The sequence below is a fragment of the Thioclava sp. DLFJ5-1 genome (assembly GCF_002020115.1).
In the GTDB taxonomy this organism is placed as follows: Bacteria; Pseudomonadota; Alphaproteobacteria; order Rhodobacterales; family Rhodobacteraceae; genus Thioclava; species Thioclava sediminum.
Genome location: NZ_MPZU01000001.1, coordinates 748,688 through 775,462, shown reverse-complemented (window position 1 = coordinate 775,462; position 26,775 = coordinate 748,688). Strand labels below are relative to the sequence as shown.

At 64.9% G+C, this 26,775-nt stretch carries 29 protein-coding genes and 2 tRNA genes; 15 read left to right on the top strand and 16 right to left on the bottom strand.

Annotation, left to right across the window (positions count from 1 at the left end; all coding sequences use genetic code 11):
* Positions 1-136 precede the first annotated feature (136 nt).
* Positions 137-571 (top strand): VOC family protein, encoded by a 435-nt coding sequence (locus tag BMI86_RS03765; protein ID WP_078539810.1) that lies wholly within the window; start codon positions 137-139, stop codon positions 569-571.
* On the opposite strand, the gene pth is transcribed toward BMI86_RS03765, so the two are convergent.
* The 3 genes from pth to BMI86_RS03750 all read right to left on the bottom strand — a co-directional run bounded on the left by pth (position 572) and on the right by BMI86_RS03750 (position 2,484).
* On the bottom strand, positions 572-1,282 hold the full coding sequence (pth, locus tag BMI86_RS03760; RefSeq protein WP_078539809.1) for an aminoacyl-tRNA hydrolase: 711 nt from the start codon (positions 1,280-1,282) through the stop codon (positions 572-574).
* An 86-nt stretch (positions 1,283-1,368) separates the two neighbouring features.
* Positions 1,369-1,659 (bottom strand): hypothetical protein, encoded by a 291-nt coding sequence (locus BMI86_RS03755; protein ID WP_078539808.1) that lies wholly within the window; start codon positions 1,657-1,659, stop codon positions 1,369-1,371.
* Between the two features lie 189 nt (positions 1,660-1,848).
* Positions 1,849-2,484, bottom strand: coding sequence for a 50S ribosomal protein L25/general stress protein Ctc (locus tag BMI86_RS03750; protein WP_078539807.1), 636 nt, complete (start codon positions 2,482-2,484; stop codon positions 1,849-1,851).
* A gap of 185 nt (positions 2,485-2,669) precedes the next feature.
* Here BMI86_RS03750 and BMI86_RS03745 point away from each other — a divergent pair, with 185 nt between their 5' ends.
* Positions 2,670-3,542 carry a helix-turn-helix domain-containing GNAT family N-acetyltransferase gene (locus BMI86_RS03745; protein WP_078539806.1) on the top strand — a complete coding sequence of 291 codons (873 nt, stop codon included), beginning with the start codon at positions 2,670-2,672 and terminating at the stop codon, positions 3,540-3,542.
* Between the two features lie 10 nt (positions 3,543-3,552).
* On the opposite strand, the gene BMI86_RS03740 is transcribed toward BMI86_RS03745, so the two are convergent.
* Positions 3,553-4,716, bottom strand: a complete 1,164-nt coding sequence (locus BMI86_RS03740; protein ID WP_078519749.1) for an alpha-hydroxy acid oxidase — start codon at positions 4,714-4,716, stop codon at positions 3,553-3,555.
* A 154-nt stretch (positions 4,717-4,870) separates the two neighbouring features.
* On the opposite strand from BMI86_RS03740, the gene BMI86_RS03735 reads away from it, so the two are divergent.
* The 3 genes from BMI86_RS03735 (at position 4,871) to argF (ending at position 8,032) form a co-directional block, all read left to right on the top strand.
* Positions 4,871-5,617, top strand: coding sequence for a ZIP family metal transporter (locus tag BMI86_RS03735; protein WP_078520030.1), 747 nt, complete (start codon positions 4,871-4,873; stop codon positions 5,615-5,617).
* A gap of 222 nt (positions 5,618-5,839) precedes the next feature.
* On the top strand, positions 5,840-7,018 hold the full coding sequence (locus tag BMI86_RS03730) for an aspartate aminotransferase family protein (RefSeq protein WP_078539805.1): 1,179 nt from the start codon (positions 5,840-5,842) through the stop codon (positions 7,016-7,018).
* An 87-nt stretch (positions 7,019-7,105) separates the two neighbouring features.
* A complete protein-coding gene (argF, locus tag BMI86_RS03725) occupies positions 7,106-8,032 on the top strand; it encodes an ornithine carbamoyltransferase (RefSeq protein WP_078539804.1) in 927 nt (308 codons plus the stop codon).
* A gap of 20 nt (positions 8,033-8,052) precedes the next feature.
* Here argF and yihA read toward each other — a convergent pair whose 3' ends face one another.
* The 8 genes from yihA to rpmH form a co-directional block, all read right to left on the bottom strand.
* Entirely contained in the window at positions 8,053-8,703 is a 651-nt protein-coding gene (gene yihA, locus BMI86_RS03720) for a ribosome biogenesis GTP-binding protein YihA/YsxC (protein ID WP_078539803.1), read from the bottom strand.
* Entirely contained in the window at positions 8,703-9,470 is a 768-nt protein-coding gene (locus BMI86_RS03715; RefSeq protein WP_078539802.1) for an MOSC N-terminal beta barrel domain-containing protein, read from the bottom strand. The genes yihA and BMI86_RS03715 overlap by 1 nt, the downstream gene beginning before the upstream one ends.
* A complete protein-coding gene (gene yidC / locus BMI86_RS03710) occupies positions 9,467-11,314 on the bottom strand; it encodes a membrane protein insertase YidC (RefSeq protein ID WP_078539801.1) in 1,848 nt (615 codons plus the stop codon). The genes BMI86_RS03715 and yidC overlap by 4 nt, the downstream gene beginning before the upstream one ends.
* 191 nt (positions 11,315-11,505) lie before the next feature.
* Positions 11,506-13,125, bottom strand: a complete 1,620-nt coding sequence (locus BMI86_RS03705) for an EAL domain-containing protein (protein ID WP_078539800.1) — start codon at positions 13,123-13,125, stop codon at positions 11,506-11,508.
* Between the two features lie 80 nt (positions 13,126-13,205).
* Positions 13,206-14,087 (bottom strand): tRNA 2-thiocytidine(32) synthetase TtcA, encoded by an 882-nt coding sequence (gene ttcA / locus BMI86_RS03700; RefSeq protein ID WP_078539799.1) that lies wholly within the window; start codon positions 14,085-14,087, stop codon positions 13,206-13,208.
* Positions 14,080-14,370, bottom strand: a complete 291-nt coding sequence (gene yidD / locus BMI86_RS03695; protein WP_078519741.1) for a membrane protein insertion efficiency factor YidD — start codon at positions 14,368-14,370, stop codon at positions 14,080-14,082. Before yidD ends, ttcA begins: the two co-directional genes overlap by 8 nt.
* Positions 14,367-14,795, bottom strand: coding sequence for a ribonuclease P protein component (gene rnpA, locus BMI86_RS03690; RefSeq protein WP_078539798.1), 429 nt, complete (start codon positions 14,793-14,795; stop codon positions 14,367-14,369). Before rnpA ends, yidD begins: the two co-directional genes overlap by 4 nt.
* 130 nt (positions 14,796-14,925) lie before the next feature.
* The gene (gene rpmH / locus BMI86_RS03685; RefSeq protein WP_075776231.1) at positions 14,926-15,060 is read right to left on the bottom strand and encodes a 50S ribosomal protein L34; all 135 of its coding nucleotides are present in this window, start codon (positions 15,058-15,060) and stop codon (positions 14,926-14,928) included.
* A gap of 305 nt (positions 15,061-15,365) precedes the next feature.
* Here rpmH and BMI86_RS03680 point away from each other — a divergent pair, with 305 nt between their 5' ends.
* Positions 15,366-16,790, top strand: a complete 1,425-nt coding sequence (locus BMI86_RS03680; RefSeq protein WP_078539797.1) for a HAMP domain-containing sensor histidine kinase — start codon at positions 15,366-15,368, stop codon at positions 16,788-16,790.
* 146 nt (positions 16,791-16,936) lie between these two features.
* A tRNA-Arg gene (locus BMI86_RS03675) sits at positions 16,937-17,013 on the top strand.
* A gap of 474 nt (positions 17,014-17,487) precedes the next feature.
* On the opposite strand, the gene BMI86_RS03665 is transcribed toward BMI86_RS03675, so the two are convergent.
* Together BMI86_RS03665 and BMI86_RS03660 are read right to left on the bottom strand one after the other, a co-directional pair.
* Positions 17,488-17,563 (bottom strand) — tRNA-Ala (locus tag BMI86_RS03665).
* A 248-nt stretch (positions 17,564-17,811) separates the two neighbouring features.
* Complete coding sequence (locus BMI86_RS03660; RefSeq protein WP_078519738.1) at positions 17,812-18,138, bottom strand: TIGR02300 family protein; 327 nt, start codon at positions 18,136-18,138, stop codon at positions 17,812-17,814.
* A 179-nt stretch (positions 18,139-18,317) separates the two neighbouring features.
* Here BMI86_RS03660 and BMI86_RS03655 point away from each other — a divergent pair, with 179 nt between their 5' ends.
* The 5 genes from BMI86_RS03655 (at position 18,318) to BMI86_RS03635 (ending at position 21,201) form a co-directional block, all read left to right on the top strand.
* Positions 18,318-18,977 carry a SprT family zinc-dependent metalloprotease gene (locus BMI86_RS03655; protein ID WP_244176546.1) on the top strand — a complete coding sequence of 220 codons (660 nt, stop codon included), beginning with the start codon at positions 18,318-18,320 and terminating at the stop codon, positions 18,975-18,977.
* 31 nt (positions 18,978-19,008) lie between these two features.
* Positions 19,009-19,665 (top strand): GntR family transcriptional regulator, encoded by a 657-nt coding sequence (locus BMI86_RS03650; protein WP_078519736.1) that lies wholly within the window; start codon positions 19,009-19,011, stop codon positions 19,663-19,665.
* A gap of 182 nt (positions 19,666-19,847) precedes the next feature.
* The gene (rpmB, locus tag BMI86_RS03645) at positions 19,848-20,135 is read left to right on the top strand and encodes a 50S ribosomal protein L28 (protein WP_078519735.1); all 288 of its coding nucleotides are present in this window, start codon (positions 19,848-19,850) and stop codon (positions 20,133-20,135) included.
* 112 nt (positions 20,136-20,247) lie between these two features.
* Positions 20,248-20,601, top strand: a complete 354-nt coding sequence (locus BMI86_RS03640) for a hypothetical protein (RefSeq protein WP_078539794.1) — start codon at positions 20,248-20,250, stop codon at positions 20,599-20,601.
* 39 nt (positions 20,602-20,640) lie between these two features.
* Complete coding sequence (locus BMI86_RS03635; protein ID WP_078539793.1) at positions 20,641-21,201, top strand: copper chaperone PCu(A)C; 561 nt, start codon at positions 20,641-20,643, stop codon at positions 21,199-21,201.
* 22 nt (positions 21,202-21,223) lie between these two features.
* On the opposite strand, the gene meaB is transcribed toward BMI86_RS03635, so the two are convergent.
* Positions 21,224-22,210, bottom strand: coding sequence for a methylmalonyl Co-A mutase-associated GTPase MeaB (gene meaB / locus BMI86_RS03630; protein WP_078539792.1), 987 nt, complete (start codon positions 22,208-22,210; stop codon positions 21,224-21,226).
* Between the two features lie 130 nt (positions 22,211-22,340).
* Here meaB and BMI86_RS03625 point away from each other — a divergent pair, with 130 nt between their 5' ends.
* The 3 genes from BMI86_RS03625 (at position 22,341) to BMI86_RS03615 (ending at position 26,127) form a co-directional block, all read left to right on the top strand.
* On the top strand, positions 22,341-23,093 hold the full coding sequence (locus BMI86_RS03625) for a DUF3108 domain-containing protein (protein ID WP_078539791.1): 753 nt from the start codon (positions 22,341-22,343) through the stop codon (positions 23,091-23,093).
* Between the two features lie 7 nt (positions 23,094-23,100).
* Positions 23,101-25,551, top strand: a complete 2,451-nt coding sequence (gene hrpB, locus BMI86_RS03620) for an ATP-dependent helicase HrpB (protein WP_246831617.1) — start codon at positions 23,101-23,103, stop codon at positions 25,549-25,551.
* A 72-nt stretch (positions 25,552-25,623) separates the two neighbouring features.
* Positions 25,624-26,127 carry an acyl-CoA thioesterase gene (locus BMI86_RS03615; protein ID WP_078539789.1) on the top strand — a complete coding sequence of 168 codons (504 nt, stop codon included), beginning with the start codon at positions 25,624-25,626 and terminating at the stop codon, positions 26,125-26,127.
* Here BMI86_RS03615 and BMI86_RS03610 read toward each other — a convergent pair.
* Positions 26,112-26,630, bottom strand: coding sequence for a hypothetical protein (locus tag BMI86_RS03610; RefSeq protein WP_078539788.1), 519 nt, complete (start codon positions 26,628-26,630; stop codon positions 26,112-26,114). The two genes, BMI86_RS03615 and BMI86_RS03610, sit on opposite strands and share 16 nt — an antisense overlap.
* Between the last annotated feature and the right edge of the window lie 145 nt (positions 26,631-26,775).

Here is a 26,775-nt window from a genome sequence, read left to right as displayed (position 1 = left end):
CGAATCGATCTCCACTATATATGCGATGGGCGGCTCTAGGAACCGCCATATCCTGTGGATAAGCCGGGGCGCTTGCCGCGGCTGCCTCAAGGGCTATCCTCCGGTTAACCGCAATCAGTTCCAAGGAAGCCCGTTCATGAAAATCGAATATCTGCACACGATGGTCCGCGTGCTCGACCTCGAGAAATCGAAAGCCTTCTACGAGCTTCTGGGCCTGAAGGAACGCCGCCGCATCGAAAACGACAAGGGCCGCTTCACGCTGGTCTTCATGTGCCCGCCCGATCAGGACGACGGCACGGCGGATGTGGAGCTGACCTGGAACTGGGACGGCGATAGCGGGCTGCCCTCGGACAGCCGCCATTTCGGCCACCTCGCCTACCGCGTCGAGAACATCTACGAGATGTGCCAGCACCTGATGGACAATGGCGTGACGATCAACCGCCCGCCGCGCGACGGTCACATGGCCTTCGTGCGCTCGCCCGACAATATCTCGATCGAGCTGCTGCAGATGGGCGAGCCGCTGCCGATCCAGGAGCCGTGGTCGAGCATGGAGAACACCGGCAGCTGGTGATCACTTACGGAAGTGATCCTTGAGCTTGTCGAAGGGGCTGCGGGTTTCCGTGGCCTCTTTCTTTTGCGGCGCGGGCTGCGGGGCGTCTTGCGGGGCAGGGGCGTCGGCTTTCGCCGGTGCCTTGGTTCCGGTCGAAGAGCGCGGCGGCGCGACCCGCAGGCTCACCGCATTGAGGAATTTCGAGCCGTCGCCCGCCGCCAGCGCGGGCGCCCCGTCCGAGATCCCGCGCAGCAGGTCGTCGAGCATCTCCTGCTCCGCCTTCGGGAAATCGTTGAGCACATAGCCCGCCACGCGGTCCTTGTGCCCCGGATGGCCGATCCCCAGCCGCACCCGCGCATAGTCGGGGCTCATATGCTGATGGATCGAGCGCAGCCCGTTATGCCCCGCATGGCCGCCGCCCTGTTTGAGGCGGCACTTGCCGGGGGCGAGGTCCAGCTCGTCATGGAAGACGGTAATGTCGGAGACATCGACCTTGTAGAAATCGGCCGTCGCGCGCACGGACTGGCCGGACAGGTTCATGAAGGTTTCGGGTTTCAGCAGCACAACGCGGGTCGAGCCGAAACGGCCCTCACTCACCTGACCCTGAAACTTGGCGCGCCACGGGGCGAAGCCGTGATCCTCGGCGATCCGGTCGAGCGCCATGAAGCCGATATTGTGACGGTTGTTCGCGTATTTCGCGCCCGGATTTCCCAGGCCCACCCAAAGCTGCATGCGTCTCCCCTTTCGAACGCCGGTGTCGAGGCTCTGCTCACAGAGGGATATGTGAGCGGGCGCGCAGGGGAAAGGGGGCGTCGCGCTTAAGCCGCGCGGTATTCGACATAAGTCGGGCGTCCCGACTCGCCTAGGATGATCGGGCGCTCTTGCGGCTCGGGCAGGGCGAATTCATCGAAGAGGCGCTCGCTGGTCTCGTCGATATTGCATTTCGCAATTTCTTCATACCCGTTGCGCGGGAGTCGTCTCGACGCGAAGCGGTAGAACGGGCGCAGAACCGGACGCAGCACGGCATAAACGGCGCGACCAATTGCGCTGAGCATTCTAGGCGGTAGCACCACGAATGCTGCAAGAATGAGTGCGATAAGCTCCAGCATGTGACTAGCCTTTAGGTTGTATTACCTTCGAAGCTATCGCGTTTTGGAAAAAAGGCGAGAAATTTTTTGTTCACATAAAGGTGAGCATGCGTCGCCTGCGGCGTGCCGCGCAGCTGGAAATTGCGGCTTTGGGCAAAGAAAAACGGGGCCCCGAAAGGCCCCGTCTCGAAAATCTCATCGGAAGAAGTATTACTCTTCGGTCGCTTCTTCGCTGGCTTCTTCGCCTTCGTCCTCGTCGGAGGAACCGCCACCGAAGCCTTTCGGCGGAGCGACGTTTGCGATCACGAAGTCACGCTCGATGGTCGGCTTGGCGCCTTTCGGCAGGTCCACGTCGGAGATGTGGATGGTGTCGCCGATCTGCTTGCCTTCGAGGTCGACCACGATCTGCTCGGGGATATCACCGGCGAGAACGTTGAGTTCGACTTCCGGGCGCACCGCGACGAGGGTGCCGCCGCGCTTCAGGCCGGGCGCCTTCTCGTGGTTGATGAACTCGACATGCACGAAGAGCGAGATGCGCGAGTTGCGGTGGGTCCGCATGAAGTCGACGTGGGTCGGCAGGTCCTTGACGACGTCTTTCTGAACGCCGCGGCAGATCACGCGGACATCTTCCTGGCCTTCCATCTTCAGGTTGAAGAGGGTGGACATGAAGCGGCCTTTACGCAGGCGGGTGATCAGGCGGTTGTAGTCGAGGTTGATTGCAACCGGGTCCTTGCCGTCGCCGTAGACGATACCGGGCACGAGGCCCTCACGACGCGCTTGCCGAGCGGCCCCCTTGCCCGTCCCCGTACGCGCCACGGCTTCGATCGTTTCGATCTCTTTTGCCATAACTGGTCTCCAATTTGTCAAAGTGATGGGCCGCCTCCAAGGGTGTCGGGCCCATGAAGCCGCGCGGATACTCGGGATTGGCCGAGTTGGCAAGGGGAAACCGACGGTGCGGCGGAATCCGGGTTGCTATAGAAGGATATCTGACTAATGTCAGAAAGTATCTCGGACACAGGTCAGGTATTCCCATGGACGCACTCGCACATATACGCCGGTTCAACCGGGCCGTCACCCGGCAGGTGGGCGCGCTGAACTCCTCCTTCCTCGATCGCGGGCGGCCGCTGGGGTCTGCGCGCGTGCTCAATGCGATCGGGCGCGGGCAGGGCGATGTTGCGAAGCTGCGGCAGGCGTTGGCGCTCGATTCCGGGCTGATGAGCCGTCTGCTGCGCGGGCTGGAAAGCGAAGGGCTGGTGGTGGTGGAAGACGATCCCGAAGACGGGCGCCGCCGCATCGCGCGTCTGACCGAGGCGGGACAGGCGGAATTCGCGGAATATGAAAGGCTCTCCGATGCGCAGGCGGCGGATATCCTCTCGCGCCATCCCGACCAGAGCGCGCTCTTGGCGGCGATGGACCTGATCGCGACCGCGCTGACCCGCGCCGAGATCGAAATCGTGCCCTGCGATCCGCTCGATCCGCGGGCGCGGGATTGCCTTGCGCAGTATTACGCGGAACTCGCCGCCCGGTTCGAAGGCGGCTTCGATGTGAACCTGTCGAAAGACCCCGAGGCCGACGCTATGCGCCCGCCCCGTGGCACCTTCCTGATCGCACTATCCGACGGGGTGCCGGTTGGTTGCGCGGCGCTGAAGGGCGGGGCGGACTACGCCGAGGTGAAGCGCGTCTGGATCGCGCCTGCCGCGCGCGGCCTCGGGCTGGCGCGGCAGCTGATGGAGGCGATCGAGGAGGAGGCGCGCGAGTTGGGCCAGATGCATCTGCGGCTCGATACGAATTCGGCGCTGCCCGAAGCGGTCGCGATGTATCAACGCTTAGGTTGGGATGAGATCGACCGATTCAACGACGATCCCTATCCCGACCGGTTCTTCGAGAAGCGCCTAAACCCTTAGGAGCCCGCCCTTAGGAATAGGTGTCGAAGAAGCCATTGGGGATCAGCAGATCGTCCCGGCCCAGATCCTCGATCCGACGCTCGCCGCACAGCGCCATCGAGGTGTCGAGCTCCTTCTGGATTACTTCGAGTGCCTTGGTCACGCCCGGCTCGCCCATCGCGCCCAGACCGTAGACATAGGCGCGCCCGATCATCACGCCCTTCGCGCCAAGCGCCAGCGCCTTGAGCACGTCCTGACCCGAGCGGATGCCGCTGTCGAGCCAGACTTCGGTCTTGTCGCCGACCGCGTTGACGATCTTCGGCAGCATCCGGATCGAGCTGAGCGCCCCGTCCAGCTGGCGCCCGCCGTGGTTCGAGACCACGATCGCATCGGCCCCGGTCGCGGCAGCCATCTCGGCGTCTTCCTCGCTGAGGATCCCCTTCAGGATCACCTTGCCGCCCCACATATCCATGAGCTGCTTGATCCGGTCCCAGTTCAGCGACTGGTCGAACTTCTCCGCAGTCCATGACGACAGCGAGGCCGGGTCGGCGGCGCTGTCCACATGGCCCACGATATTGCCGAAGAAGCGTCGTTTGGTCTGCAACATCTCAATGCCCCAGCGCCATTTCGTCGCCAGATCCGCCAGCACGGCCGGGGTGAATTTCGGCGGCGCGGTCAGGCCGTTCTTCAGGTCCTTGTGCCGCTGGCCCAGCAGTTGCAGATCGACCGTGATCACCAGCGCCGAACAGCCCGCTGCCCGCGCCCGCTCCAGCACCCGCTTGTTATAGTCGTCATCGGTCAGCGTGTAGATCTGGAACCAGAAGGGCTGGCTGACATTCTCGGCCACGTCCTCGATCGAGCAGATCGACATCGTGGACAGCGTGTAGGGTACGCCGAATTTCTCCGCCGCCTTCGCCGCCTTGATCTCGCCATCGGCGCGCTGCATCCCGGTCAGCCCCACGGGCGCGAGCGCCACCGGCATCGCGACCTCCTGACCCAGCATCGTCGATTTCGTTGTGCGCCCCGTCATGTCCCGCGCTATCCGCTGGTTGAGGCGGATCTGCGCGAAGTCCTCGGTGTTCTCGCGGAAGGTCTGCTCGGTGTACGAGCCGCTTTCCGCGTAATCGTAGAACATCTTCGGCGTGCGGCGCTTATGCAGACGTTTCAGATCGGCGATGGAGGTGATGACGGGCATGGGTGTTCCTCTCTCCGTGGTTAAGTTTCCTTACCAATCCCTCGAAATTTGCGCAATCACCCATCGCAAGGCTTGCAATCATGCGCGATCCGTTCCCATCTCGCCGAGCGAACACGAAAAGGAGAGCGGCGTGAACGAGATTTGGCTCGGCCTTATGGGCGGCATGGTGGCGGGCGTCGCAACGGCTGCCGGGGCGATCCCGGCGCTGCTCGGGCGCTCCATGAGCCAGCGCACCGCCGATACGATGCTGGGCTTCGCGGCGGGCGTGATGCTCTCGGCCTCGTATTTCTCGCTGATCCTGCCGGGCATCGACGTGGCCGAGACCATGTTCGGCTCGGTCTGGGTCGCCGCCGCCATCGCCGCGATCGGGATTGCCATCGGCGCGGGCTTCGTGGCCTGGCTGAACGCGACGCTGCCGCATGAGCATTTCACATCAGGGCGCGAAGGGGCGGATGCGGCGCAACTGGCGCGGATCTGGCTCTTCGTGATTGCGATCACGATCCACAACTTCCCCGAAGGCCTGTCGATCGGCGTCGCTTTCGGCGCGGGCAACGAGAATGGCTTCTCGGTGATGACCGGCATCTCGCTGCAGGACATCCCCGAGGGGCTGGCTGTGGCCGTCGCGCTGATCGGGCAGGGCTACACCCGCCGCAAGGCCTTCTTCGTCACCGCGATGACCGGGGCGGTCGAACCCGTAGGCGCGCTGGTCGGCGCGGCGGCGGTCTCGGTCTCCGGTGCGCTGCTGCCATGGGGCCTGACCTTCGCGGCGGGCGCCATGCTCTACATCATCAGCCACGAGATCCTGCCCGAAACCCACCGCAACGGGCATCAGAACCGCGCGACCGCGGGGCTGCTTTTCGGGCTGATCCTGATGATGTTCCTCGACGTGACGCTTGGCTAAACCCTCTTTACTTCCGCGCTGCCCCGGCGTAAGCGCAAACGCATGATCGCACGGACCGCATATATCACCCGTCCCCGACGTCGCCGCTGAAGCGCCTGACGTCCGATCTGCCGTGGCATGCCGCCACACCCTATCCCAAATCGCTGACCTTAGGCCCCTGAATGTTGACAGCCCCCCGGGACTGTTGCACGCATTTGCCTTCTCTTACTGGAGTTTGACCCGATGATCCCCTCCGTTTTGCCGACCTATAATCGCGCACCGCTCGCCTTCGTGAAGGGCGAGGGCTCCTGGCTGGAGACGGCGGACGGGACCCGATATCTCGACATGGGCGCGGGGATCGCGGTGAACGCGCTGGGTCATGCCGCGCCCGAACTGGTCGAGGCGCTGACCGAGCAGGCGAGCAAGCTGTGGCATGTCTCGAACCTCTATCAGATCCCGCAGCAGCAGGCGCTGGCCGATGCGCTGGTCGAGAAAACCTTCGCCGATACGGTCTTCTTCACCAATTCCGGCACCGAGGCCGCGGAACTCGCGATCAAGATGGCGCGGAAATACTGGTCCTCGAAAGGCGAGGACCGGGTGGAAATCATCACCTTCGAGGGCGCCTTCCACGGCCGCTCCACCGGTGCGATCTCGGCCACGCCGAACTCGGAAAAGATGGTGAAGGGCTTCGGTCCGCTGCTGCCCGGTTTCACCCAGCTTCCCTGGGGCGATCACGAGGCGCTCAAGGCTGCCGTCACCGACAAGACCGCCGCAATCCTGATTGAGCCGATCCAGGGCGAGGGCGGGATCCGCCCGGTGCCCGATCAATGCCTGAAAGGGCTGCGCGATCTCTGCGACGAGACCGGCGCGCTCCTGATCTTCGACGAGGTGCAATGCGGCGTGGGTCGCTCGGGACGGCTGTTCGCGCATGAATGGGCGGGCATCACCCCCGACATCATGATGGTCGCGAAAGGCATCGGCGGGGGCTTCCCGCTGGGCGCTGTGCTGGCCACCGAAGACGCCGCCTCTGGCATGGTCGCGGGCACGCATGGCTCGACCTATGGCGGCAACCCGCTGGGCTGCGCTGTCGGCGCGAAGGTGATGGAGATCGTCTCCGAGCCCGCCTTCCTCGATCAGGTGAACGCGAAGGCTGGGCTCCTGCGCCAGAAGCTCGAAGGGCTGATCGCCGCGCATCCCGACACGTTCGAGAGCGTACGCGGCACCGGTCTGATGCTCGGGCTCAAATGCAAGCGCGCGCCGACCGATCTCGTCGCGGCCGCCTACGATCAGCACCTGCTGACCGTGCCGGCTGCCGATAATGTGCTGCGCCTTCTGCCCGCGCTGAACATTTCCGAGGCCGATCTGGCCGAGGCGGTGACCCGTCTCGATGCCGCCGCGTCGCAACTCGAAAAGGCCGCCTGACTTCCTCTTGGCGTAAATATCCTCGGGGCTGCGCGGGAGCGCAGCGGGGCGGACAGCCCCTCAGGCCCCTCCACGAAAGACAAACCGATGAACCATTTCCTCGATATCCACAAAACCGACCCCGCCGCGCTGCGGTCCATGATCGACCAAGGCATCGCGATGAAGCAGGCCCGCAACGGTCGCCCGAAAGGCGCGCCCGATGACGAGCAGCCACTGGCCGGTCACATGGTCGCGCTGATCTTCGAGAAGCCCTCGACCCGGACGCGCGTCAGCTTCGATGTCGGCGTGCGCCAGATGGGTGGCCAGTCGATGGTGCTCTCGGGCGCGGATATGCAGCTGGGCCATGGCGAGACCATCGCCGACACCGCCCGCGTTCTGTCGCGCTATGTCGATCTGATCATGATCCGGACCTTCGAGGAGGAAACCCTGCTCGAGATGGCCGAATATGCTTCGGTGCCGGTGATCAACGGTCTCACCGACCGCACCCACCCCTGCCAGATCATGGCCGATGTGATGACCTATGAAGAGCAGCGCGGGCCGATCGCGGGCAAGAAGGTGGTCTGGTCGGGTGACGGCAACAACGTCTTCGCTAGCTTCGCCCATGCCGCCGCGCAGTTCGGCTTCGATCTGACTTTCACCGGGCCCGAGACGCTCGACCCCGAGCGCGCTTGGCTGGACGTGGCCGAGAAGGCGGGCCATCCGATCACCATCGAGCGGGATCCGGTCAAGGCGGTCGACGGCGCCGATCTCATCGTCACCGACACTTGGGTGTCGATGCACGATCCGGAATCCGCGAAGGAGCGTCGCCACAACCAGCTGCGCCCCTATCAGGTCAATGAGGAGCTGATGAGCCACGCCAAGCCCGACGCGCTCTTCATGCATTGCCTGCCCGCGCATCGCAATGACGAAGCGACGAGCGGCGTCATGGACGGCCCGGCCTCGGTGATCTTCGACGAGGCGGAAAACCGTCTGCACGCGCAGAAGGCGGTGATGCGCTACTGCCTCGGCAAGTAACGACTGCAGCCGGGCAGGAGTTACTCCAGCCCGGCGATGATCGCGCGCAGCGTCTCGATCCCGTCGCCCTTCTCGGATGAGGTCAGCACGATCTCGGGGAAGGCGGCCGGGTGCTTCGTCAGCGCCTTGCGCACCTGATCCAGCACCTTCTCGCAATCCTTTGCGCTGACCTTGTCGGCCTTCGTCATCACGACCTGGAAGGGGACGGCGGCGCGGTCGAGCAGCGTCAGGATTTCCTCATCCACCGCTTTCACGCCGTGGCGCGTGTCGATCAGCACGAAGGCGCGGCGCAGCGTGGCGCGACCCGACAGGTAATCCTTCAGCAGCGCCTGCCATTTCGCGACCACCGCGACGGGGGCCTGCGCGAAACCGTAGCCCGGAAGGTCGACCAGATAGGGGCCGTCCTGCGTGGTGAAATAGTTGATCTCCTGCGTCCGGCCCGGCGTGTTCGAGGCGCGCGCAAGGTTGCGGCGGTTCGTCAGCGCGTTGATCAGGCTCGACTTTCCGACATTGGAGCGGCCCGCGAAGCAGACCTCGATCCGGTCGGCAGGCGGCAGCCCCTTCATTGCGACGACGCCCTTGAGGAACTCGACGGGCGCGGCAAACAGCTTGCGCCCGCGCTCACGCGAAAAATCGTCGGGGGTCTCGGCCAGCGGGAAATTCAACTCCATCAGAGTACCTCGATCTTGTCGCCGCGCGCGATGCGGCCCGGTTTGGTGACGAGACAGAACACGCCAAGGTCGGTATGCCCGTAATGGCGGTCCAGTTCTGCCAGCATGTCGATATCGCGTTCGCCCGTCTCGAGATTGGCGTCCGTCGCACGGCAACGCCCGATACAGGCGCGCAGTTGCAGTTCCGCCTCGCCAACGCGCACCGTCTTGCCGATCAGGTCCATCTCCGCGAAGGGCTCCCAGCCCTCGACCCAGAGATTGGCGCGGAAGCGGCGGCGGTCGATCGGCTTGCCCACCCGCGCCGACAGATCGTCGAGCGAAGCCTGCCCGATCAGCGAAACATAGGGCAGGGGGTCGTCGGTGAAGGCCCGGTCGGGGCCGCGCACCAGCGCGGTCGGGCGCGGCGCACTGTCCGGCCAGAAGGTGCGCAGCCATTCGAATAGCTTGCGCTGGTCGGCTTCGCGCTCGGGGTCGATCTCGAGATGCCACTGCTCGGGATGCTCCAGCAAGATGTGCCCGTTATCGAGCATCCGCGACGTCACCCCCATCAGCCCCGGCGCGGAGCGCCCGATCACGAAGTTGATCTTCTGCCCCCAGCTATCGGCACGTCCCTCCGCGCCGACACCTACCTTGGAGCGCTCGTGCAGCACCGCCCATTGCCGGTCGCAAGGCAAGACGCGCCCCTCTTCAAGGGACGCGTCCTTCAGTTCCTCTACCCCGATCGACTTGATCGGATGTCGGTAGATGCGAGAGAGCGTTGCGCTCATTTCTTCTCTTCGGCGGGTTTCTTCCGCTGGAAGCTCTCTTTGATATTGCCGAACAGATCCGGGCGTTTCCCGTGCATCGACATGATCGTGTACTGCTGGAGGAACGTGATGGTGTTGTTCGTGATCCAGTACAGCACGAGGCCCGAGGCAAAGCTGCCCAGCATGAACATGAAGACCCACGGCATCCACGCGAAGATCATCGCCTGCGTCTTGTCCGTCGGCGCCGGGTTCAGACGCTGCTGGAACCACATCGACACACCCAGCAGGATCGGCAGGATGCCGAGCGACAGGATGAAGAGCGGCGAGCCCGGATCGGGCGCTGCGAAGGGCAGCAGGCCGAACAGGTTCAGGATCGAGGTCGGATCGGGGGCCGAGAGGTCATGGATCCAGCCGATCCACGGCGCGTGATACAGCTCAATCGTGACGTAGATCACCTTATAGAGCGAGAAGAAGATCGGGATCTGGATCAGAAGCGGCAGACAGCCCGCGGCGGGGTTCACCTTGTGCTTCTTGTACAGCTCCATCATGCCCTGCTGCATCTTCTGGCGGTCGTCGCCGGCAGCTTCCTTCATCTTCTCCATCTCGGGCTGCAGCTCTTTCATGCGCGCCATCGAGATGTAGGACTTCCGTGCCAGCGGGAAGACGATCAGCTTGATGATGAAGGTCAGTGCGATGATCGCCCAGCCCATGTTGCCGATCGCGCCATGCAGGAAGTGCAGCAGGCGGAACATCGGCTTGGTGAGGAAGTAGAACCAGCCCCAGTCGAGCGAGTCGACGAATTTCGGGATCGGGACATTGTCCTGATAGTCGCGCAGGGTTTCCCATTCCTTCGCACCGGCGAAGAGGTGGGTCTGCGCGTCGCCCTTGGCACCCGGCGCGACGTCGATCACCGGCAGGCGGGTCTCGGTCTGGTAGATGTCGGACTTCTCGCCGGAATATTTCACGACCGAGGTGAACGGGCCCGAGATCGGCGCCAGAACGGTCTGCCAGTATTTGTCGGTGAAGCCCGTCCAGCCGGCGTCCTGCACCTGCTTGATCTCGGCCTGCCCCTCGGCGCCCTTGTTATCGAGCTTGGTGATGTTCTTGTATTTGATCTCTTCGAGATTGCCGTCATCCATCGCCACGAGGCCTTCGTGGAGCACGTAGACGCGGCGCTCCTGCGGGATGCCGTGACGCGCGATGATGCCGTAGGGGGCAAGTTTCACGGGCGCATCGGTGCCGTTCTGCACCGACTGCTTGATCGTGAAGAGATACTTGTCGTCGACCGAGATCTCGCGCTGGAAGGTCAGGCCGTTGCCATTGTCCCATTGCAGCGTGACGGGGGTGTCGGGCGTGAGCTTGCCGTTGCCGACCTGCGTCCAGACCGTGTTCGGACCGGGCACCTGATCGCCGGGCAGACCGCCTGCGGGCAGCCAGCCATAGACGACGTAATAGGGCAGGGTCGAATTGCCGGTATCGCCGCTGATCGGCGACAGAAGCCGCACGTCGGGCGAATCCTCAGCCAGCGTTTCCTTGTATTTCTTGAGCGACAGATCGTCGAAGCGTCCGCCGAGAGTCGAGATCGAGCCCTCGACCGCAGGGGTGTCGATCTCGATCCGCGCGGCGCTCTGGGATTGGGCGCTCGCGGCTTGGGACATCGTCGCCGTATCGACCGGCGCACCTGTGGTGCTGTCCGCAGACTTCGGTGCGATATCAGTGCTTTCCGGCGTGGCGCTCTGCTCTGCGACCGGTTGGCTCGGTGCTGTTGTCGTGTCTTCCGTGGGCGGGAAGAAGTAGGTCCAGACGCCCAGCACGAGCGCAGAAAGCACCACCGCGAGAATGAGATTCTTGTTTTGGTTGTCCATGAAACCCTAATTCCACAAGCCTGTCGAAAACTTGCATGGGTTCAACAGAAGGGGCAGCCAAAGGTCAAGCCATTTTCCCTTGAAACAGTGGATCGGGCATGGTTTGCCATCACGCTTTTGGCGCAAATCCAGGGTCCGCAGCCGCAAAGGCCGGTCTGCGACTCGCTCTGCGGCCCGGTCTTTGGGGTGGCTCAACGCCTGCCGATCTGCGGCGTGGCGTCGAGCTTGGTGCGATGGCGTTCCGCCCATTCGAGGAATTCGCTGATCGGCATCGGCGCGGCAATCGCTTGGCCCTGCACCGCCGAGCAGCCCAACTGGCACAGCATCGCGTGTTCGGCGATCCCCGGCACCCCTTCGGCGAGCGTCTCCAGTCCCAGCCCCTCGGCCATCGACACGATCGCGGCGGTGAGGCGCTGGTGTTCGGTGTTGTGGTCGATCTCTGCCGTGAGCGAGCGATGGATGCGCAGCCGCTGCGGCCCGATCTGGCGGATCGTCTCCGCCGAGACGGGGCCGGAGCCGAATCCCGCCAGTTCGATCAGGCAGCCTAGGCGCTTGATCGCGTGCAGCGTATGGCTGCAGACCGGATCGTCGAGCCGTGCCACCATCGCCTGCGGGACGATCAGCCGCAGCCGGTTCGGGGCGATCTCGAAGCGGTCGAATTCCCAGGCCAGCCGCTCGGCCAGCTTCGGGTCGCTCATCTGTCCGGGCAAAAAGGGAAGCGAGGCCGGGCCAAAATCGCTGCCGTCGCGGGCGATGTCGCGCAGCGCGCCGAAGGCCGCGTAAAGCATGACCTCGGAGAAGCGCGCGCCCAGCCCTGCCGCCTCGATCGCGGGGAGTATCTCGCGTTCGGTCAGGATCCCGCGTTGCGCATGAAGCCAACGCGGGATCGCCTGAAATCCGCTGATATCGCCTGTGTCGGTGGAAATCTGCGGTAGGAAAAACGCCTTGATATGGCCTGCTTCGAGCGCCTCTCCGACACTGGCGGAGAGCGGATGCGGGCCCGGGTCTTTCGTGGCGATCTTGTCCGAACGGGAGGAGCGGATCGCACCGGGGCCAGATTGCATCGCGCGGTTGGCTGCGGTCTCGGCGCGCGAGAGCGCCGCCTCCGCCTCTGTGTTGGCGCGCGCGTCAGCCTTGGCCTGCGTGGCCGCGTCGTCGCGATAGGCCGGGGCCGCGGCACTTCGGCCCACGAGGTGAAACCCGATATGCATGGTGATCTGCTGCGTCTGCTCGGCAATCACGTAAGGCTCGCTCACCGCTTCCTGAAGGCGGCCGCAAAGCTGGATCATCCCTTCGAGGCCAAGCCGCGGCGTCGGGCGCAGCAGCACCGCGAACCGCGCGCCGTCCCAGCGCGTGACCACATCGCCGCTGCGCAACTGCGCCTGTAGCCGTTCGCCGATCCGGCGCAGCAGAAGGTCGAATTCCTTCGGGTGCAGTCGTCGCAGCACCTGATCGGGTGCGTCGAGCCCGAGGATCAGGCATCCGGTCGGGCGGTTGCGCCGCTGCGCATCCTGCAGGGACGCGGCCATCTCTGCAATCGCGGCACTCGGCGGCAGCAGGCCGGTTGCGGGGTCGCAGCCCTCCTCGTCGACCTCGGGCGGAACGGGCAGGGGGCGGGTCATCCAGCCCACCAGAATCGCGGTCAGACCGATCAGCACCATCGCCTCGGGTCCGACCCAAAGCAGGGCGAGCCCGCAGGCCGGCAAAAAGGCGATCATCTCGCGTCGGAGCAGAACCGGACCCGGCTTGCCCTGATATCGTGCGCGCAGCTCTGATTTGCGGGCGGCGCGCTTGCCCCCGTCATTTCCCATGACACCTACCCCCGTGGCACATGCGGGCCCCTAAAGGCCCCCTTCGCCAGCAAGGCTAGACGTCATTGGTGTTCAGCCGGTTAATCGCGCTCGCGCAAAACCGGGACGTTTTCGTTAAAATCCGCTTCACCCTCCGCGCGGCGCTCGAGCCCCGCGAAATCGAAGATCGAGGGGTCGCACAGATGCGAGGGGCGTGCGTTCATCAGCGCCTTGAACATCTTGTTCCGGCGGCCGGGGGCGTTCTTCTCCCAGCCGTCGAGCATCATCTTCACCTGCTGGCGCTGCAGCCCGTCCTGAGAGCCGCAGAGGTCGCAGGGGATGATCGGATAATCCATCGCACGGGCGAACTTCTCGCAATCGGCCTCGGAGACGAAGGCGAGCGGGCGATAGACGAAGAGATCGCCTTCCTCGTTCAGCAGTTTCGGCGGCATCGTCGCAAGGCGCGAGCCGTGGAACAGGTTCATGAAGAAGGTTTCCAAGATGTCATCGCGGTGATGGCCCAGCACCACCGCCGAGCAGCCTTCCTCGCGCGCGATGCGATAGAGGTTGCCGCGCCGCAGCCGCGAGCACAGCGCGCAATAGGTGCGGCCCTGCGGGACCTTGTCCATCACGATCGAATAGGTGTCCTGATATTCGATCCGATGCGGCACGCCCATCTTCTCGAGGAATTCCGGCAGCACGGTTGCAGGGAACCCCGGCTGGCCCTGATCGAGATTGCAGGCCAGCAACTCCACCGGCAGCAGCCCGCGCCACTGCAGCTCGTGCAGCACGGCCAGCAGCGTGTAGCTGTCCTTGCCGCCCGAGAGGCAGACCAGCCAGCGTTGTCCGCGTTCGATCATTCCGTATTTCTCGATCGCCTCGCGGGTCTCGCGCACGATGCGCTTGCGCAGCTTCTTGAACTCGGTCGTCGAGGGTGCGCCTGCGAAAAGCGGATGGATCGGGCTGTCTTCGTCATCAAGCATCTGGAGTGTCCTTCGCGTCATGCGCATGGGCGCAACGATGGGCGGCGTCAAATTCGGGATCGGCCCCGGGCACCGGGTCATAGCCATGCCCGCCCCAAGGGTGGCAGCTCAGGAGCCGCTTCCCGGCCAGCCAACCACCCTTCACCGCACCATGCCGTTCAAGCGCTTCGAGCGCATAGGACGAACAGGTCGGCTGATAGCGGCAGCCATGCCCCATCCAGGGGCTGAGCAGCAAGCGATAGGCATGAACCGGTAGGGCAAGGATTCGGGCGAGGGGGCTCATTTGCTTTTGCTCCCCTTGGGTTTGCGCGGCCGCGGCGGGGTGATCGGCAAATCGTGAATGACCGTGAGCACGGTCTCGAATTCGGCCAGCATGGCGGCGAAGTCGCGGGTGGTGGTCGCCTCGGGGCGCCCGACCAGAACATAATCCCAACCCGGCCGACCCGCCTTGGGCAGAACGGCGCGGGCGATCTCGCGCAGACGCCGTTTCGCGCGATTGCGCGCCACCGCATTGCCGAGCTTCTTCGAGCAGGTGAAACCCACGCGGATCAGATCGGGGGCGACGGGCTCGTCTCCGCGGCGCTTGCGCGCCTGCAGCAGAAAGCCGGGCATCCCCTTACGCTGCGCCGAGGCCGCTTTCAGGAAATCCGCCCGCTGCCGCAGAACCGCGGTCGGACGAGTCGGATCATCTGAGCGTATGGCGGCCATCAGGCGACCTCCGGCGAATAAACGGCGCGCAAAATAGCGAAGCCGCCGGTCTTTTCACCGATCTGACCCGAGGGCCCGACCTGCGAAAAGCATCCGGCGGCGTCAAAAGCCAGTCGCGGCTGTAACGGCCTTAAGCCGACAGACGCTTACGGCCCTTCGCGCGACGGGCGTTGAGAACCCGGCGTCCACCCTTCGTGGCCATGCGGCTGCGGAAGCCGTGGCGACGGGCGCGAACGAGGTTCGACGGCTGGAACGTGCGTTTCATCGTTTTCACTCCGGTTCGGGCCCAGAAACAGGATTCGAGGGCCAGATAGCATTTCGAAGCCGCTCTTTAGTGACCTCTCCCCAGCAAGTCAATTCGCCAAAGCGGGTTTTTTCCGGCTTTTCCGGTCGCTTCGCACGGATCGTGACCGCTCACGGGGTTTTGCCTTCTGCGCGAGCCGCCTATCTTGTGCGCAAAGCGCGGCTGACGCAGGGGACGGTATCCTTGCATCCTGACCGGCGGTGCATCAAGAGTGACATTGAAGGGGACGGGCCGATCCTGCGGGACGGCCTTGCGTTTGATAGGCGATGAAAGTGAACACTCTTTCAGGGCGGTTTCTGATCCTGACCACGGTTTTCGTGGTGCTCGCCGAGGCGTTGATCCTTTTGCCGGGTTTGGCGAATTTTCGCGAAGACTATCTTCTAACGCGACTCGAGCGCGCACAGATCGCCTCGCTTGCGCTTCTGACCACTGACACCACCATCGCACCCGATCTGGAAAAAGAGCTTCTGTCCAATGCGGGCGTCTTCAACGTGGTGCTGCGCAGAGACGCGGCGCGGCAGCTGGTGCTGTCCTCGCCGATTCCCTCTCCAGTGACCGAAACCTACGACCTGCGCGATTCGACCGAATGGACGCGGATTCGCGATGCGGTCCACGCGCTCTTCGATTCCGGGGATCGTGTGATCCGGGTGCTGGGTCAGCCGGTGCAGAAGGGCGGTATCGTGATCGAGGTGACGCTCGCGACCGAACCGATGCGGATCGCGATGGTGGAATACGGGCTGCGGCTCTTGTCGATCTCGGCGGTCTTCTCGGTGATCACCGCCGTTTTGCTGTTCCTTCTCGTGCGTCGCCTGATGGTCGTGCCGATCAAGCGGCTGGTCGCGCATATGTCTTCTTATGCGGACGCGCCCGAGGATGCCCGGCGCATCATAACTCCGCAGGCCAGCGTCGAGGAACTGCGCGTGGCGGAGGAGGCGCTGGCCTCGATGCAGCAGCAGCTCACCGCGTCGCTGCGCCAGAAGGAGCGTCTCGCGCAGCTCGGGCAGGCGGTCGCCAAGATCAGCCACGACCTGCGCAATATCCTGACCACGGCGCAGCTCTTTGCCGACCGGATGGAAAGCTCCGACGATCCCGGCGTGAAGCGCGCCGCCCCGAAGCTGACCGGCTCGATCGAGCGCGCGATCAACCTGTGCGAAACGACGCTCGCCTTCGGCAAGGCCAAGGAGCCGCCGCCGACGCTGTCGCGATTCATGTTCGGAGAGCTGGCGCAGGAAGTTCTGGAGAACGAAGAGCACCCGAGCGAAGGCCCGCTCGTCGATTTCGTCACCGACATGCCGCCGAATCTGGTGATCCGCGCCGACCGCGAGCAGCTTTATCGCGTACTCAACAACCTCGTGCGCAACGCCCGGCAGGCGATCGAAGCGACCGGCCAGAACGGCACGGTGGAGATCGGCGCAGGCGAGAATGCCGATGGCTGGTGGATTCGCGTGCAAGATAGCGGCCCCGGCCTGCCGGAGACTGCGCGCGAACACCTCTTCAAACCCTTCACGGGCGGCACGCGCGCGGGCGGCACAGGCCTTGGCCTCGCCATCGCCGCAGAGTTGATTCGTGGTCATGGCGGGCGTCTGGACCTGGTGCGGACCGACGGCAACGGCACCGAGTTCCGCATCTTCCTGCCCTCGGATATCGCGCTGGATTGCGCCTCCGAGAAGGGCGCAGGCGCAATTTCCTGAGCCTGCGCGGGGTTACGTTCCGGGAGGTGCGTACCGATCTTCAGGGCTTCCGCGAGGGCATCCAAGAATTTTGACGGTTTTCCAAAATTGCCTCGAATTTGCTCTTGCATCGCTCCGACGTGGCCGTTACATCGCCCCACATAAGCGGACCCGTAGCTCAGCTGGATAGAGCACTTGACTACGAATCAAGGGGTCGGGCGTTCGAATCGTCCCGGGTCCGCCATTTCCCCCTCCTACTGAAAGCCAATGCCTCGCAGGCCATGCCTGTCGTTCGCACTATTGTCTGCTGCGGTCTGCGCGCTCTCTTGATTGTGCATGTTGCGCCGTGGGCCTTCGGTCGTCCTTAGGGCTGCCTCATCGACAAGCTCTCGCTGCGCTGCGAGGGAGGCTCGGGACCGCGCATGGGTGTGGGGGGGGGGGGGGGGGGGGGGGGGGGGGGGGGGGGGGGGGGGGGGGGGGGGGGGGGGGGGGGGGGGGGGGGCTGCGGAGGCGTCCCAAGGGTGATTGCGGGTGCTGGTCGACGTTCTGCGCCTCCTCCGGGCTGGTTCCAAAGGCAGGGCGCCTAGAGGTCCTCTCAGGTCCCTCTCAGGCGTCTGTCGGGAGCGCCGTGAGGCTCAGCTGCTTTCAGAAAAGCAAACCCTCGGAAACGCGAAACCCCGCCACGAAGGGCGGGGTTTTCGGCGTATCGAAGTTTGTTTGGTGGAGCCAAGGGGAGTCGAACCCCTGACCTCTTGAATGCCATTCAAGCGCTCTCCCAACTGAGCTATGGCCCCACCGGAGGTCCAGCGGGTAGCCCCGCTGTGTGGGGAGGCGTATAGGCAAAGCGCCGCGGCGGTGCAAGAGGAATTTCGTCCCGAACCGCGCGAAAATTTCGTCTCTCTCACCTTCCCGAACGTCAGTCTTCATCCGCACCCGGAAACGGAGCGCGAGGCTGCGTACCGGGGCAGGGCGCCGGGCCAAAGAAAAAGGCGCCACGGTTTCCCGTCGCGCCTTGATCAATAGTCCCGAGCGGCCCAGCCGATCAGTTGTCTTCCTTATCCTCGGTGCTGACATCCGCGATGTCATCGAGCGAGACATTGTCGTCATCGTCGTCGTCGTCGAGCAGATCGTCGTCGAGATCCACGTCACCGTCATCGGTGTCGAGATCGTCATCTCCGAGACTGACGTCATCGTCTTTCTGAGACGACGTCTTGTCGGTCGTAAGCGTACGACCGCTGCCCGAGGTCAGAGCCTCGAGGGTAAAGGTGTTGTTGCAGACCGGGCAGGTCATCGGGTCGTTATTCAGGTCGTAAAAGCGGCTCGCGCAATGCGGGCACAGACGCTTGACGCCCCATTCCTCTTTCGGCATGGAATTCTCCTGCGCACTTAATCCAGCAGAGTCGCAGCCACCTGCCACATGCCGGGCAGGGTGTCAAAGCCTTTTCGTGCCTTTTCTGGTCGGGCTGCGACCCGCGGGCCACCTCTCGCTGTCGAACCTTTCGGAGAAAGCTTCTGTCCCGCACGCTCCCCATTCCCGAACTGCCTGAGGTGGAGTTGGTTCTGCGCCGCTCCGGGCGTGCCCGGCGGTTCTCTCTACGGGTGTCGCGGGTGGACGGCCGGGTGGCGCTCACGATCCCGCGGGGTGCGTCCGAGCGCGAGGCTTTGGCCTTCGCGCGCTCGCAAACCGAATGGCTGCGCAAGACCCTCGGTGCGATTCCGCCCGCGCAGGCGGTACGATTCGGACAGGGCATCCCCTTCGAGGGGCAGATGCTGACATTGGAGCCCGCACGATTGCGCAGCCCGAAGATCGACGGCGCGCGGCTCTTGGTGCCCGAAGACCCAGCGCGTCTGGGCGTGCGGGTCGAGACCTTTTTCAAACACGCGGCCCGGATGCGGCTCCATGCGGCCAGCGCGCGCTATGCCTCCGAGATCGGGCGCGACTTCGCCAAGATCACGATTCGCGATACGCGCTCACGCTGGGGCTCGTGCAGCTCAACGGGGGCGCTGTCCTATAGCTGGCGCCTGATCATGGCGCCGCCGGAGGTGCTCGACTACGTCGCGGCCCATGAGGTCGCGCATCTCGAGGAGATGAATCATTCGCCCGCCTTCTGGCGCGTCGTCGAAGCCCTGCGCCCGAGCTTCAAGACAGAGCGCGCCTGGCTCAAGCGCGAAGGGTCTGCGTTGCATGCGATCCGGTTTCGAGATTGACCCCGGCTGCTAACGTGATCACAAAAAGCGCATGACCACGATTTCCACACGTCCCATCGAGACCGCCGCCCATGATCGGCTTTACCGCGCCTTGCGTCAGCAGATCATGGTTGGGGAGTTGCTGCCGGGCACCGCGTTGACGCTGCGGGGCTTGGGTAAGCAATACGGTGTCTCCATGACCCCCGCGCGCGAGGCGCTGCGGCGGCTGGTGGCGGAAGGGGCGCTGACGCTGTCCAGTTCGGGCCGCGTCGCCACGCCGGAGCTGTCGAACGAGCGGATCGAGGAGCTGGCGGCGCTGCGCGCATTGATCGAACCGGAGCTGTCGGCCCGCGCCCTACCGCGCGCCCACCTCGCACTGATCGACCGTCTCGGCGCGATCAACGTCGCCAATGCCGAGGCCGTCGCGAAGCAGGATGCGGTGGGCTACATCCGCACCAATCTCGAATTTCACCGCACGCTCTATCTGCGAGCGCAGGCGCCCGCGATGCTCGCGGTGATCGAAACCGTCTGGCTGCAGCTGGGGCCGACGATGCGCGCCGTCTACACCAAGCTGCAGCGCAACGAACCGCCGCGCCACCACCGGATGATTCTCTCGGCTCTGCGGGCGGGCGACGAACCGGCGCTTCGATTGGCCGTGCGCACCGATGTGACCCAGGGTTTGCGTCACCTGGCCCAGCGTGGCTGGTAAAACCGCCCCTTAAGCGATGCGTGAGGGGCATAAAAACGGCTTGGGCGACTTGACGCGAGACGCCATTGCCCGTATTCCGCGCCAACAGATTTTCGGGCGCTGCCATGCGGCGCCTTCTCATGTTGGGGCCGGGCGCGCGATTCGCGTAACTTCGGCCAGGTAAGAAACGAAGGAAGAATGCCATGTCGCGCGTTTGCGAACTGACCGGCAAGGGCCCCACGACGGGCAACAAAGTGAGCCACGCGAACAACAAGTCGCGTCGTCGCTTCCTGCCGAACCTGAACGATGTCTCCCTGATCTCGGACACCCTGGGCCAGAGCTTCAAGCTGCGCGTTTCCGCAGCCGGCCTGCGCTCGGTTGACCATCGCGGCGGTCTCGACGCGTTCCTCGCCAAGGCGAAGGATGCAGAGCTGTCGGTGAATGCTCTGAAGATCAAGAAAGCGATCGCGAAAGCTCAGGCAGCCGCCTGATCCTTTCTGGATCCACAGTTACGAAAACCCCGCGCCTCGGCGCGGGGTTTTTGCTTATGCGGCGTTATCTGCCGTATTTCCCTCCCTGCGTCGTCACGCTAGTGTGAGCGCCATGTGGAGGACGCGCTTCAAGCTGCCAATCGGGATCGCCGCGGCGCTCATGCTGGCCATGACCAGCATGACGATGGCGGTCGCACGCGGTCAGGCGCGCGTCGCGGGCGAGGTGGTGCTCTGCACCGGCTATGGCGTGACCACGGTCAGCGTCGATGCCGAGGGCAACCCGACCGGTCCCGCCCATATCTGCCCCGACATGGTGCTGGCGATGATGGCCGCCGTCGCGCTCGCGCCGGCTCTGCCGACACCGCCCCAAGGCGAGGGGCGCAGTGTCGAGACGGTCGAGCCCGAGACCGCGCAGGCGCAGGCCGTCGTGGTGCCGCGCGCCCGCGGACCGCCCGTGACCGTCTGACCCCAAACTTTCAGACGAACACACCCACAGGAGACGCAAATGATCCGCAAATACCTGATGAGCGCGGCCCTGATCGCCGCAGCTCTCCCCGCCTTCGCCGCCGAACCGATCCAGATCCTCGATCCTTACGTCCGGGTCTCGACCCCGATGTCGAAATCGGCGGCAGCCTTCATGGAGATCAAGAATATCTCCGATCTCGACGATCGCCTTCTCTCGGTCAGCTCGAACGTCGCCGCGCGCGTCGAGTTGCACACCCACAAGCAAGGCCCGAATGGCGAGATGCAGATGCTCGAGGTCAAGGAGGGCTTCGAGATTCCCGCCAAGGACGAGCATGTCCTGCAGCGTGGCGGCGATCACGTCATGTTCATGGGGCTGAACCAGCCGCTCCACCAAGGCGACATGGTCACGCTCAACCTGCGCTTCGAGAAGACGGGGCTGATGGTCGTGGACATCCCGGTCGATCTCAACCGCGATCAACCCGCCGCGGCGACGCCGGATAGTGCACCGGTCGCCGATCCGCAGATTTCACATGAAGACATGACCCACGGGGAGCCGGAACATACCGAGCCCACGATGGACAAGAAAGAAAGCGATATGTGAGCGGAGCCGGGCAGGGCGGCGCTCAGCCGCCCAACTGCTCCAGCATCTCGGCTGCGGCCGCCGAGGCCGCGCTTTCGCCGCTGGCCACGGCATCGCCCAATTCGCGCATCTTGGCGCGGATCTCCGGGTCCTGACGCAACCGCGCAAGCAGCCCCTCGCGGACTTCGGCCTCGAACCAGTGGCGCGCCTGCTCGGCCCGGCGCTGATCGAAATGCCCGTTCGCGCGCCGCCACTCGGCCAGCGCGGTCATCTCGTCCCAGGCCTTCTCCAGCCCGTTCTCTTCCATCGCCGAGACCGGCAGCGCCTTGGGGAACCCCTCGGGGTCCTGAGGCCGCTTGCGCAGCAGCCGCAGCGCACCGGCGTAATCCGAGACCGTCCGCATCGCGGCCGGTTTCAGATCGCCATCCGCCTTGTTCACCAAGATCAGGTCGGCCATCTCCATGATGCCGCGCTTGACGCCCTGCAGCTCGTCGCCGCCCGCAGGGGCCATCAGCAGCACGAACAGATCCACCATCTCGGCCACGAGCGTCTCGGACTGGCCGACGCCCACGGTCTCGATCAGCACCACGTCGAAGCCCGCCGCCTCGCACAGAGACACCGCCTCGCGGGTGCGCCGCGCGACGCCGCCCAGATGCGCCTGAGACGGCGAGGGGCGGATAAAAGCATTGGGATCGCGCGAGAGCCGCTCCATCCGGGTCTTGTCGCCCAAGATCGAGCCGCCCGAGCGCGCCGAGGACGGATCGACCGCGAGCACGGCGACCTTCAGCCCCTTCGCGGTCAGCATCATCCCGAAGGCTTCGATGAAGGTGGATTTGCCCACGCCCGGCGTGCCCGAAAGCCCGATGCGCAGCGCCTGACGCCCTTCGCCCGCCAGCGTATCCAGCAATTCGACCGCCTGCGCGCGATGCTCGGCCCGGCCCGATTCCACCAGCGTGATCGCGCGGGCCAAGGCGCGGCGATCGGAGGCCAGAATGCGCGGAGCGAGGTCGGCGGGGCTTTGTTTGGTCATCGGCAGGCTTTCGCTGATTTTGGGTATTCGTGTCAAAAATGACATCAGACGTGAAGACTTAACGGTTACTTGCCTGCACCCTGCGACCTATGTCCAGACCCAATGGGAAATTCCTGACACGAGGATGCCAATGACATCTCTTTCGAACCGTTTGCCCCGCGCCTTGACCGCTGCGCTGACAGCGGCGCTGGTGATCGCGCCCCTTGGCGCAGCGCCCGCGCGCGCCGAGCAAAGCGACAAGATCGTCTTCGACGTGGTGCTCAAAGGCATCCGCGCGGGCGAGCTGGCGATCAACGGCAAGATCACCGATGGCGCCTATGGCGCGAACGGTGTGCTGCAGACGGCGGGCCTCGTGGGGCTGCTGCGCAAGATCAAGTTCTCGGCCAGCGTCTCGGGGCTTCATGACGGCGAGAACTTCACCCCGATGAAATATTCCGAGGTGGACGACGCGCCGGGGCGCAAGTCGAAGCACCAGATCATCTACAATAACGGCACCCCCGTTTCCGTCAGCCAGCAGCCGCCGCGCAAGCCCAAGCCCCGCGATGTCGATCCCGCGAAACAAGGCGGCACGGTCGATCCGCTAACTGCGCTCTATGCGGTTCTGCGCGATGTGCCGCGCGACGAGGCCTGCAAACTCGACGTGAAGATGTATGACGGCGCGCGGCGCTCGCAGGTGCGCCTGTTCGATCCGAAGCCCTATGGCAAGAACCTCGTCTGTTCGGGCGAATATCGCAGGCTCGAAGGGTTCACGGAAAAGGACATGAAGGAAAAGAGCCGCTTCGCCTTCACCCTCTATTACGAGCCGAGCCCGAAGGGCGGTTTGCAGGTCGACAAGATCGAGACCGACACGCTCTATGGAAAAGGTCGCCTCACTCGGCAATAAGGGGCGGGTGAACACAGACCGCCTCTCTCTTCCGATCGACGTGGTGCTGCCCGATCTCCGTGCGGCGCTGTCTGCCCATGGCCGCGCGGTGCTGATGGCGCCGCCGGGCGCAGGCAAGACGACCCGCGTGCCGCTTGCGCTGCTGGATCAAATCGAGGGCCGGATCGTGATGCTGGAGCCGCGCCGTCTGGCCGCGCGCGCTGCCGCCGAGCGCATGGCGGACTCTTTGGGCGAAAAGGTCGGCGAGACGGTCGGCTACCGCATCCGGGGCGAGGCGAAGGTCTCGAAATCCACCCGGATCGAGGTGGTGACCGAAGGCATCCTGACCCGCGTTCTGCAATCCGACCCGGAACTGACTGGCATCGGCTGCGTGATCTTCGACGAATTCCACGAACGCTCGCTCAACGCCGATCTGGGGCTGGCGCTGGCATGGGAGGTGCGCGGCGCGCTCAGGCCCGATCTGGCGCTGGTCGTGATGTCGGCCACGCTCGATGCCGAGCCGGTGGCGGCGCTTCTAGAGGATGCGCCGATCGTGGTGTCCGAGGGCCGGGCCTATCCGGTGGAGACGCGCTGGCTGGACCGTCCGGTCGACAGCTCGATGCGGTTCGAGGCCGCGATGGCTGGACTTATCGGGGAGGCCGCGGAGGCCACCGACGGGAGCCTTCTGGCCTTCCTGCCGGGTGAAGGCGAGATTCGCCGCGTCGAAGCTCTGCTGAAGGGCCGCTTGCCCGCCGATATAGCGATCCGCCCGCTGTTCGGCGCGATGGAATTCGCAGCCCAACGCGCTGCCATCGCGCCCGCGCCCTCGGGTCGCAAGCTGGTGCTGGCCACCGCCATCGCGGAAACCTCGCTGACCATCGAAGACATCCGCGTCGTGATCGACGGCGGCCGCGCCCGCCGCGCGCGCTTCGACCCAAGTTCGGGCATGGCGCGGCTTGTGACCGAACCCGTCTCGCGCGCCGAGGCCGAGCAGCGCCGGGGCCGCGCGGGCCGCGTGACGGAAGGCATCTGCTACCGGCTCTGGACCAAGGGCGCGGAAGGCGCGCTGCCCTCCTTCGCCCCGCCCGAGATCGAGGTAGCCGACCTCACCGGCCTCGCGCTGGAACTCGCGGTCTGGGGAACGGAAGGCGGCGATCTGGCCTTCCTTACCCCGCCGCCCGCACCCGCGATGGCGGAGGCGCGCGCTCTGCTCGAGGAACTCGGCGCGCTGAAATCAGGTCTGATCACCGAACACGGGCGCAAGCTCGCCAAACTGCCGTTGCATCCGCGCCTCGGCCATATGCTGTTGACCGCTGGCCCCGATGCTGCCCCCCTTGCGGCCCTTCTGGCCGAACGCGACCCGCTGCGCGGCGCACCCGCCGATCTGACCCTGCGCCTCAGCGCCATCCGCGACCCGAAGCGTTTCGAGGCGAACCACCCCTACACGCCGCATCGCGGCACGATCGAGCGTATCCGCTCCGAGGCGAAGCGGCTGGCCCGCCTCGCCCCCGACACGCGCGAGACCTATTCGCCCGCCGAGCAACTCGCGCTCGCTTACCCTGACCGCGTGGGCCTGCGTCGCAAGGGCGATGCGCCGCGCTACGTGCTGTCTGGCGGTAAGGGCGCGGTGGTGGCCGAGGGCGATCCGCTGGGCGCGCAACGCCTGATTGTGGTGAGCGATCTCGACGGCGATCCGCGCGAGGCGAAAGTGCGCCAAGGCATCGCGATCTCCGAAGCCGAGGTCCGCCGCCTCTTCGCCGATCAGATCGCATGGCACGATGTCTGCGACTGGTCCAGACGCGAGGGCCGGGTGATCGCGCGCAAGCACGAACGGTTCGGGGCGCTGGTGCTGGACGATCGCGTCTGGAAGGACGCCCCGCGCGAGGCATTGGCCCGCGGGGCACTGGCCGGGCTGCGCCAGATCGGGCTGCCGATGACGCCCGCCGCACGCCGCCTTCAGGCGCGGGTGGAGCTGTTGCGCGGGCAGGGGGCCGATCTGCCGGATTTCTCGGATGAGGGGCTGTTGGAGAGGGCCGAGGACTGGCTGCTGCCCTATCTCGGCAAGGTGCGGACCGAGGCCGATCTGCGCAAGCTGGACCTGACCGATCCGCTGCGCGCCGCGCTCGACTGGGAGCAGATGCAGCTGGTGGACCGGCTCGCTCCTGCGCATTTCGAGACCCCTCTGGGCCGTCGTGTGCCGATCGACTACGCGGGCGAGGCGCCGGGGATCGAGATCCGCCTGCAGGAGATGTTCGGCGTCACCGCCCATCCCACGGTCGGCCCGAAACACCTGCCGCTGCGGATCACGCTGCTGTCGCCCGGCCACAAACCCATTCAGGTGACGATGGACCTGCCCGGTTTCTGGGAGGGCTCTTACGCCGATGTGCGCAAGGATATGCGCGGTCGCTACCCCAAACACCCGTGGCCGGAAGACCCGCGCGAGGCCGATCCGACCTTGCGGGCCAAGCCGCGCAAGTAAGCTATGCGCACCGCGCGGATTGACCCCACGGGAGGCTTTCGCGCATATGGCGCGGGGCAACGAGGAAAAAACATGACCGAAACGCTGAGCTTCGAGGACCGCAAGCGCCTCGTGATGACCGTGCTGATGACGCCGGATCAGGCGAATTTCTCGGGCAAGGTGCATGGCGGCGCGCTGCTGAACTGGCTCGACCGGGTCGCCTTCTCGCTCGCCTCGCGCTACTCGCAGCGCTACGCGGTGACCCTGTCGGTCGATCAGGTGACCTTCCAGCAGCCGATCAATGTGGGCGAACTGGTCACCTTCCGCGCCAGCGTGAACCACACGGGCCGCACCTCGATGGAGATCGGCATCCGCGTCGAGGCCGAGAACATCACGGCCGGCACGCGGCGTCACACCAATAGCTGCTATTTCACAATGGTCGCGGTGGATGACGACGGTAAACCCGCCGCGGTGCCGAAGCTGGAGGCGGAGACGGCAGAGGAACGCCACCGCTGGCGCGCCGCTGAACTGCGCCGCGAACTGCGCCGTGAATTCGCCGCCAAGATGGACGCGGCCGCGGATCACGGCGAGGGGTGAGCTTTCGGGGGCAGGTGAAGCGACAGACGTAGGCCTCCCGCACCGAACTGGATCATTGAGACGCCCCACCGTTCGGGCGAGAGCCGCTCTCCTTTCATCCAGCCCACCGCAACGTCCCCGACCGGAGCTATATCGTCGCTCTCCGGCAGCCCGACGAGCTTCGGAATTCTTTCACGCAACTGCATGACCAAGGTCTGGACATTCGCGTCATCAAGCGGCGCGAAGCTATCCGAAATCGAGCAAGCCCCCTTGTTGGTGAGCAGGGAGAGATGGCTTTTCGGATCGACGTATTCATGGTGGTGGATCGTCATAGGGACATCGATCAGGCCTGAGATGTCGGCGCTTTCGCCTGTCAGCATCGGAAGGCAACGCTCCTCGAACATGCTGAGCATGGCGTGCGCCGGATCGTAAACGGTACGCGCATAGCCGTCTCGCAGGAGGTAGCCGACGGGCAGGCCGATCGCGATGGAGAGCGCCAGGTTGACGAAAAATTTGCGGGTCATTCGGAAAATGCGGCAATGAGATAAAGTCCGGGAAGGTTAGCACCCCCCGGAGGCTAAGCAAGTGCGCGCGACAGGCGAGGAACTTCAGCGGATCTCATCGCGATACCTCGCAAACGAAAAAGGGCGCCCCGCGGGGCGCCCTTTC

Coding starts and splice junctions, on each gene's coding strand:
- BMI86_RS03650 (WP_078519736.1), top strand. CDS start 19,009: ATGACCACGATTTCCACACGTCCCATCGAGACCGCCGCCCATGATCGG.
- rpmB (WP_078519735.1), top strand. CDS start 19,848: ATGTCGCGCGTTTGCGAACTGACCGGCAAGGGCCCCACGACGGGCAAC.
- yidD (WP_078519741.1), bottom strand. CDS start 14,370: ATGAGCCCCCTCGCCCGAATCCTTGCCCTACCGGTTCATGCCTATCGC.
- BMI86_RS03705 (WP_078539800.1), bottom strand. CDS start 13,125: ATGGGAAATGACGGGGGCAAGCGCGCCGCCCGCAAATCAGAGCTGCGC.
- BMI86_RS03730 (WP_078539805.1), top strand. CDS start 5,840: ATGATCCCCTCCGTTTTGCCGACCTATAATCGCGCACCGCTCGCCTTC.
- BMI86_RS03745 (WP_078539806.1), top strand. CDS start 2,670: ATGGACGCACTCGCACATATACGCCGGTTCAACCGGGCCGTCACCCGG.
- meaB (WP_078539792.1), bottom strand. CDS start 22,210: ATGACCAAACAAAGCCCCGCCGACCTCGCTCCGCGCATTCTGGCCTCC.
- yihA (WP_078539803.1), bottom strand. CDS start 8,703: ATGGAGTTGAATTTCCCGCTGGCCGAGACCCCCGACGATTTTTCGCGT.
- BMI86_RS03615 (WP_078539789.1), top strand. CDS start 25,624: ATGACCGAAACGCTGAGCTTCGAGGACCGCAAGCGCCTCGTGATGACC.
- BMI86_RS03640 (WP_078539794.1), top strand. CDS start 20,248: ATGTGGAGGACGCGCTTCAAGCTGCCAATCGGGATCGCCGCGGCGCTC.
- BMI86_RS03680 (WP_078539797.1), top strand. CDS start 15,366: ATGAAAGTGAACACTCTTTCAGGGCGGTTTCTGATCCTGACCACGGTT.
- argF (WP_078539804.1), top strand. CDS start 7,106: ATGAACCATTTCCTCGATATCCACAAAACCGACCCCGCCGCGCTGCGG.
- BMI86_RS03625 (WP_078539791.1), top strand. CDS start 22,341: ATGACATCTCTTTCGAACCGTTTGCCCCGCGCCTTGACCGCTGCGCTG.
- rpmH (WP_075776231.1), bottom strand. CDS start 15,060: ATGAAACGCACGTTCCAGCCGTCGAACCTCGTTCGCGCCCGTCGCCAC.
- BMI86_RS03755 (WP_078539808.1), bottom strand. CDS start 1,659: ATGCTGGAGCTTATCGCACTCATTCTTGCAGCATTCGTGGTGCTACCG.
- BMI86_RS03635 (WP_078539793.1), top strand. CDS start 20,641: ATGATCCGCAAATACCTGATGAGCGCGGCCCTGATCGCCGCAGCTCTC.
- BMI86_RS03735 (WP_078520030.1), top strand. CDS start 4,871: ATGGGCGGCATGGTGGCGGGCGTCGCAACGGCTGCCGGGGCGATCCCG.
- BMI86_RS03715 (WP_078539802.1), bottom strand. CDS start 9,470: ATGAGCGCAACGCTCTCTCGCATCTACCGACATCCGATCAAGTCGATC.
- BMI86_RS03610 (WP_078539788.1), bottom strand. CDS start 26,630: ATGACCCGCAAATTTTTCGTCAACCTGGCGCTCTCCATCGCGATCGGC.
- BMI86_RS03750 (WP_078539807.1), bottom strand. CDS start 2,484: ATGGCAAAAGAGATCGAAACGATCGAAGCCGTGGCGCGTACGGGGACG.
- rnpA (WP_078539798.1), bottom strand. CDS start 14,795: ATGGCCGCCATACGCTCAGATGATCCGACTCGTCCGACCGCGGTTCTG.
- BMI86_RS03660 (WP_078519738.1), bottom strand. CDS start 18,138: ATGCCGAAAGAGGAATGGGGCGTCAAGCGTCTGTGCCCGCATTGCGCG.
- ttcA (WP_078539799.1), bottom strand. CDS start 14,087: ATGCTTGATGACGAAGACAGCCCGATCCATCCGCTTTTCGCAGGCGCA.
- BMI86_RS03740 (WP_078519749.1), bottom strand. CDS start 4,716: ATGCCCGTCATCACCTCCATCGCCGATCTGAAACGTCTGCATAAGCGC.
- BMI86_RS03765 (WP_078539810.1), top strand. CDS start 137: ATGAAAATCGAATATCTGCACACGATGGTCCGCGTGCTCGACCTCGAG.
- yidC (WP_078539801.1), bottom strand. CDS start 11,314: ATGGACAACCAAAACAAGAATCTCATTCTCGCGGTGGTGCTTTCTGCG.
- pth (WP_078539809.1), bottom strand. CDS start 1,282: ATGCAGCTTTGGGTGGGCCTGGGAAATCCGGGCGCGAAATACGCGAAC.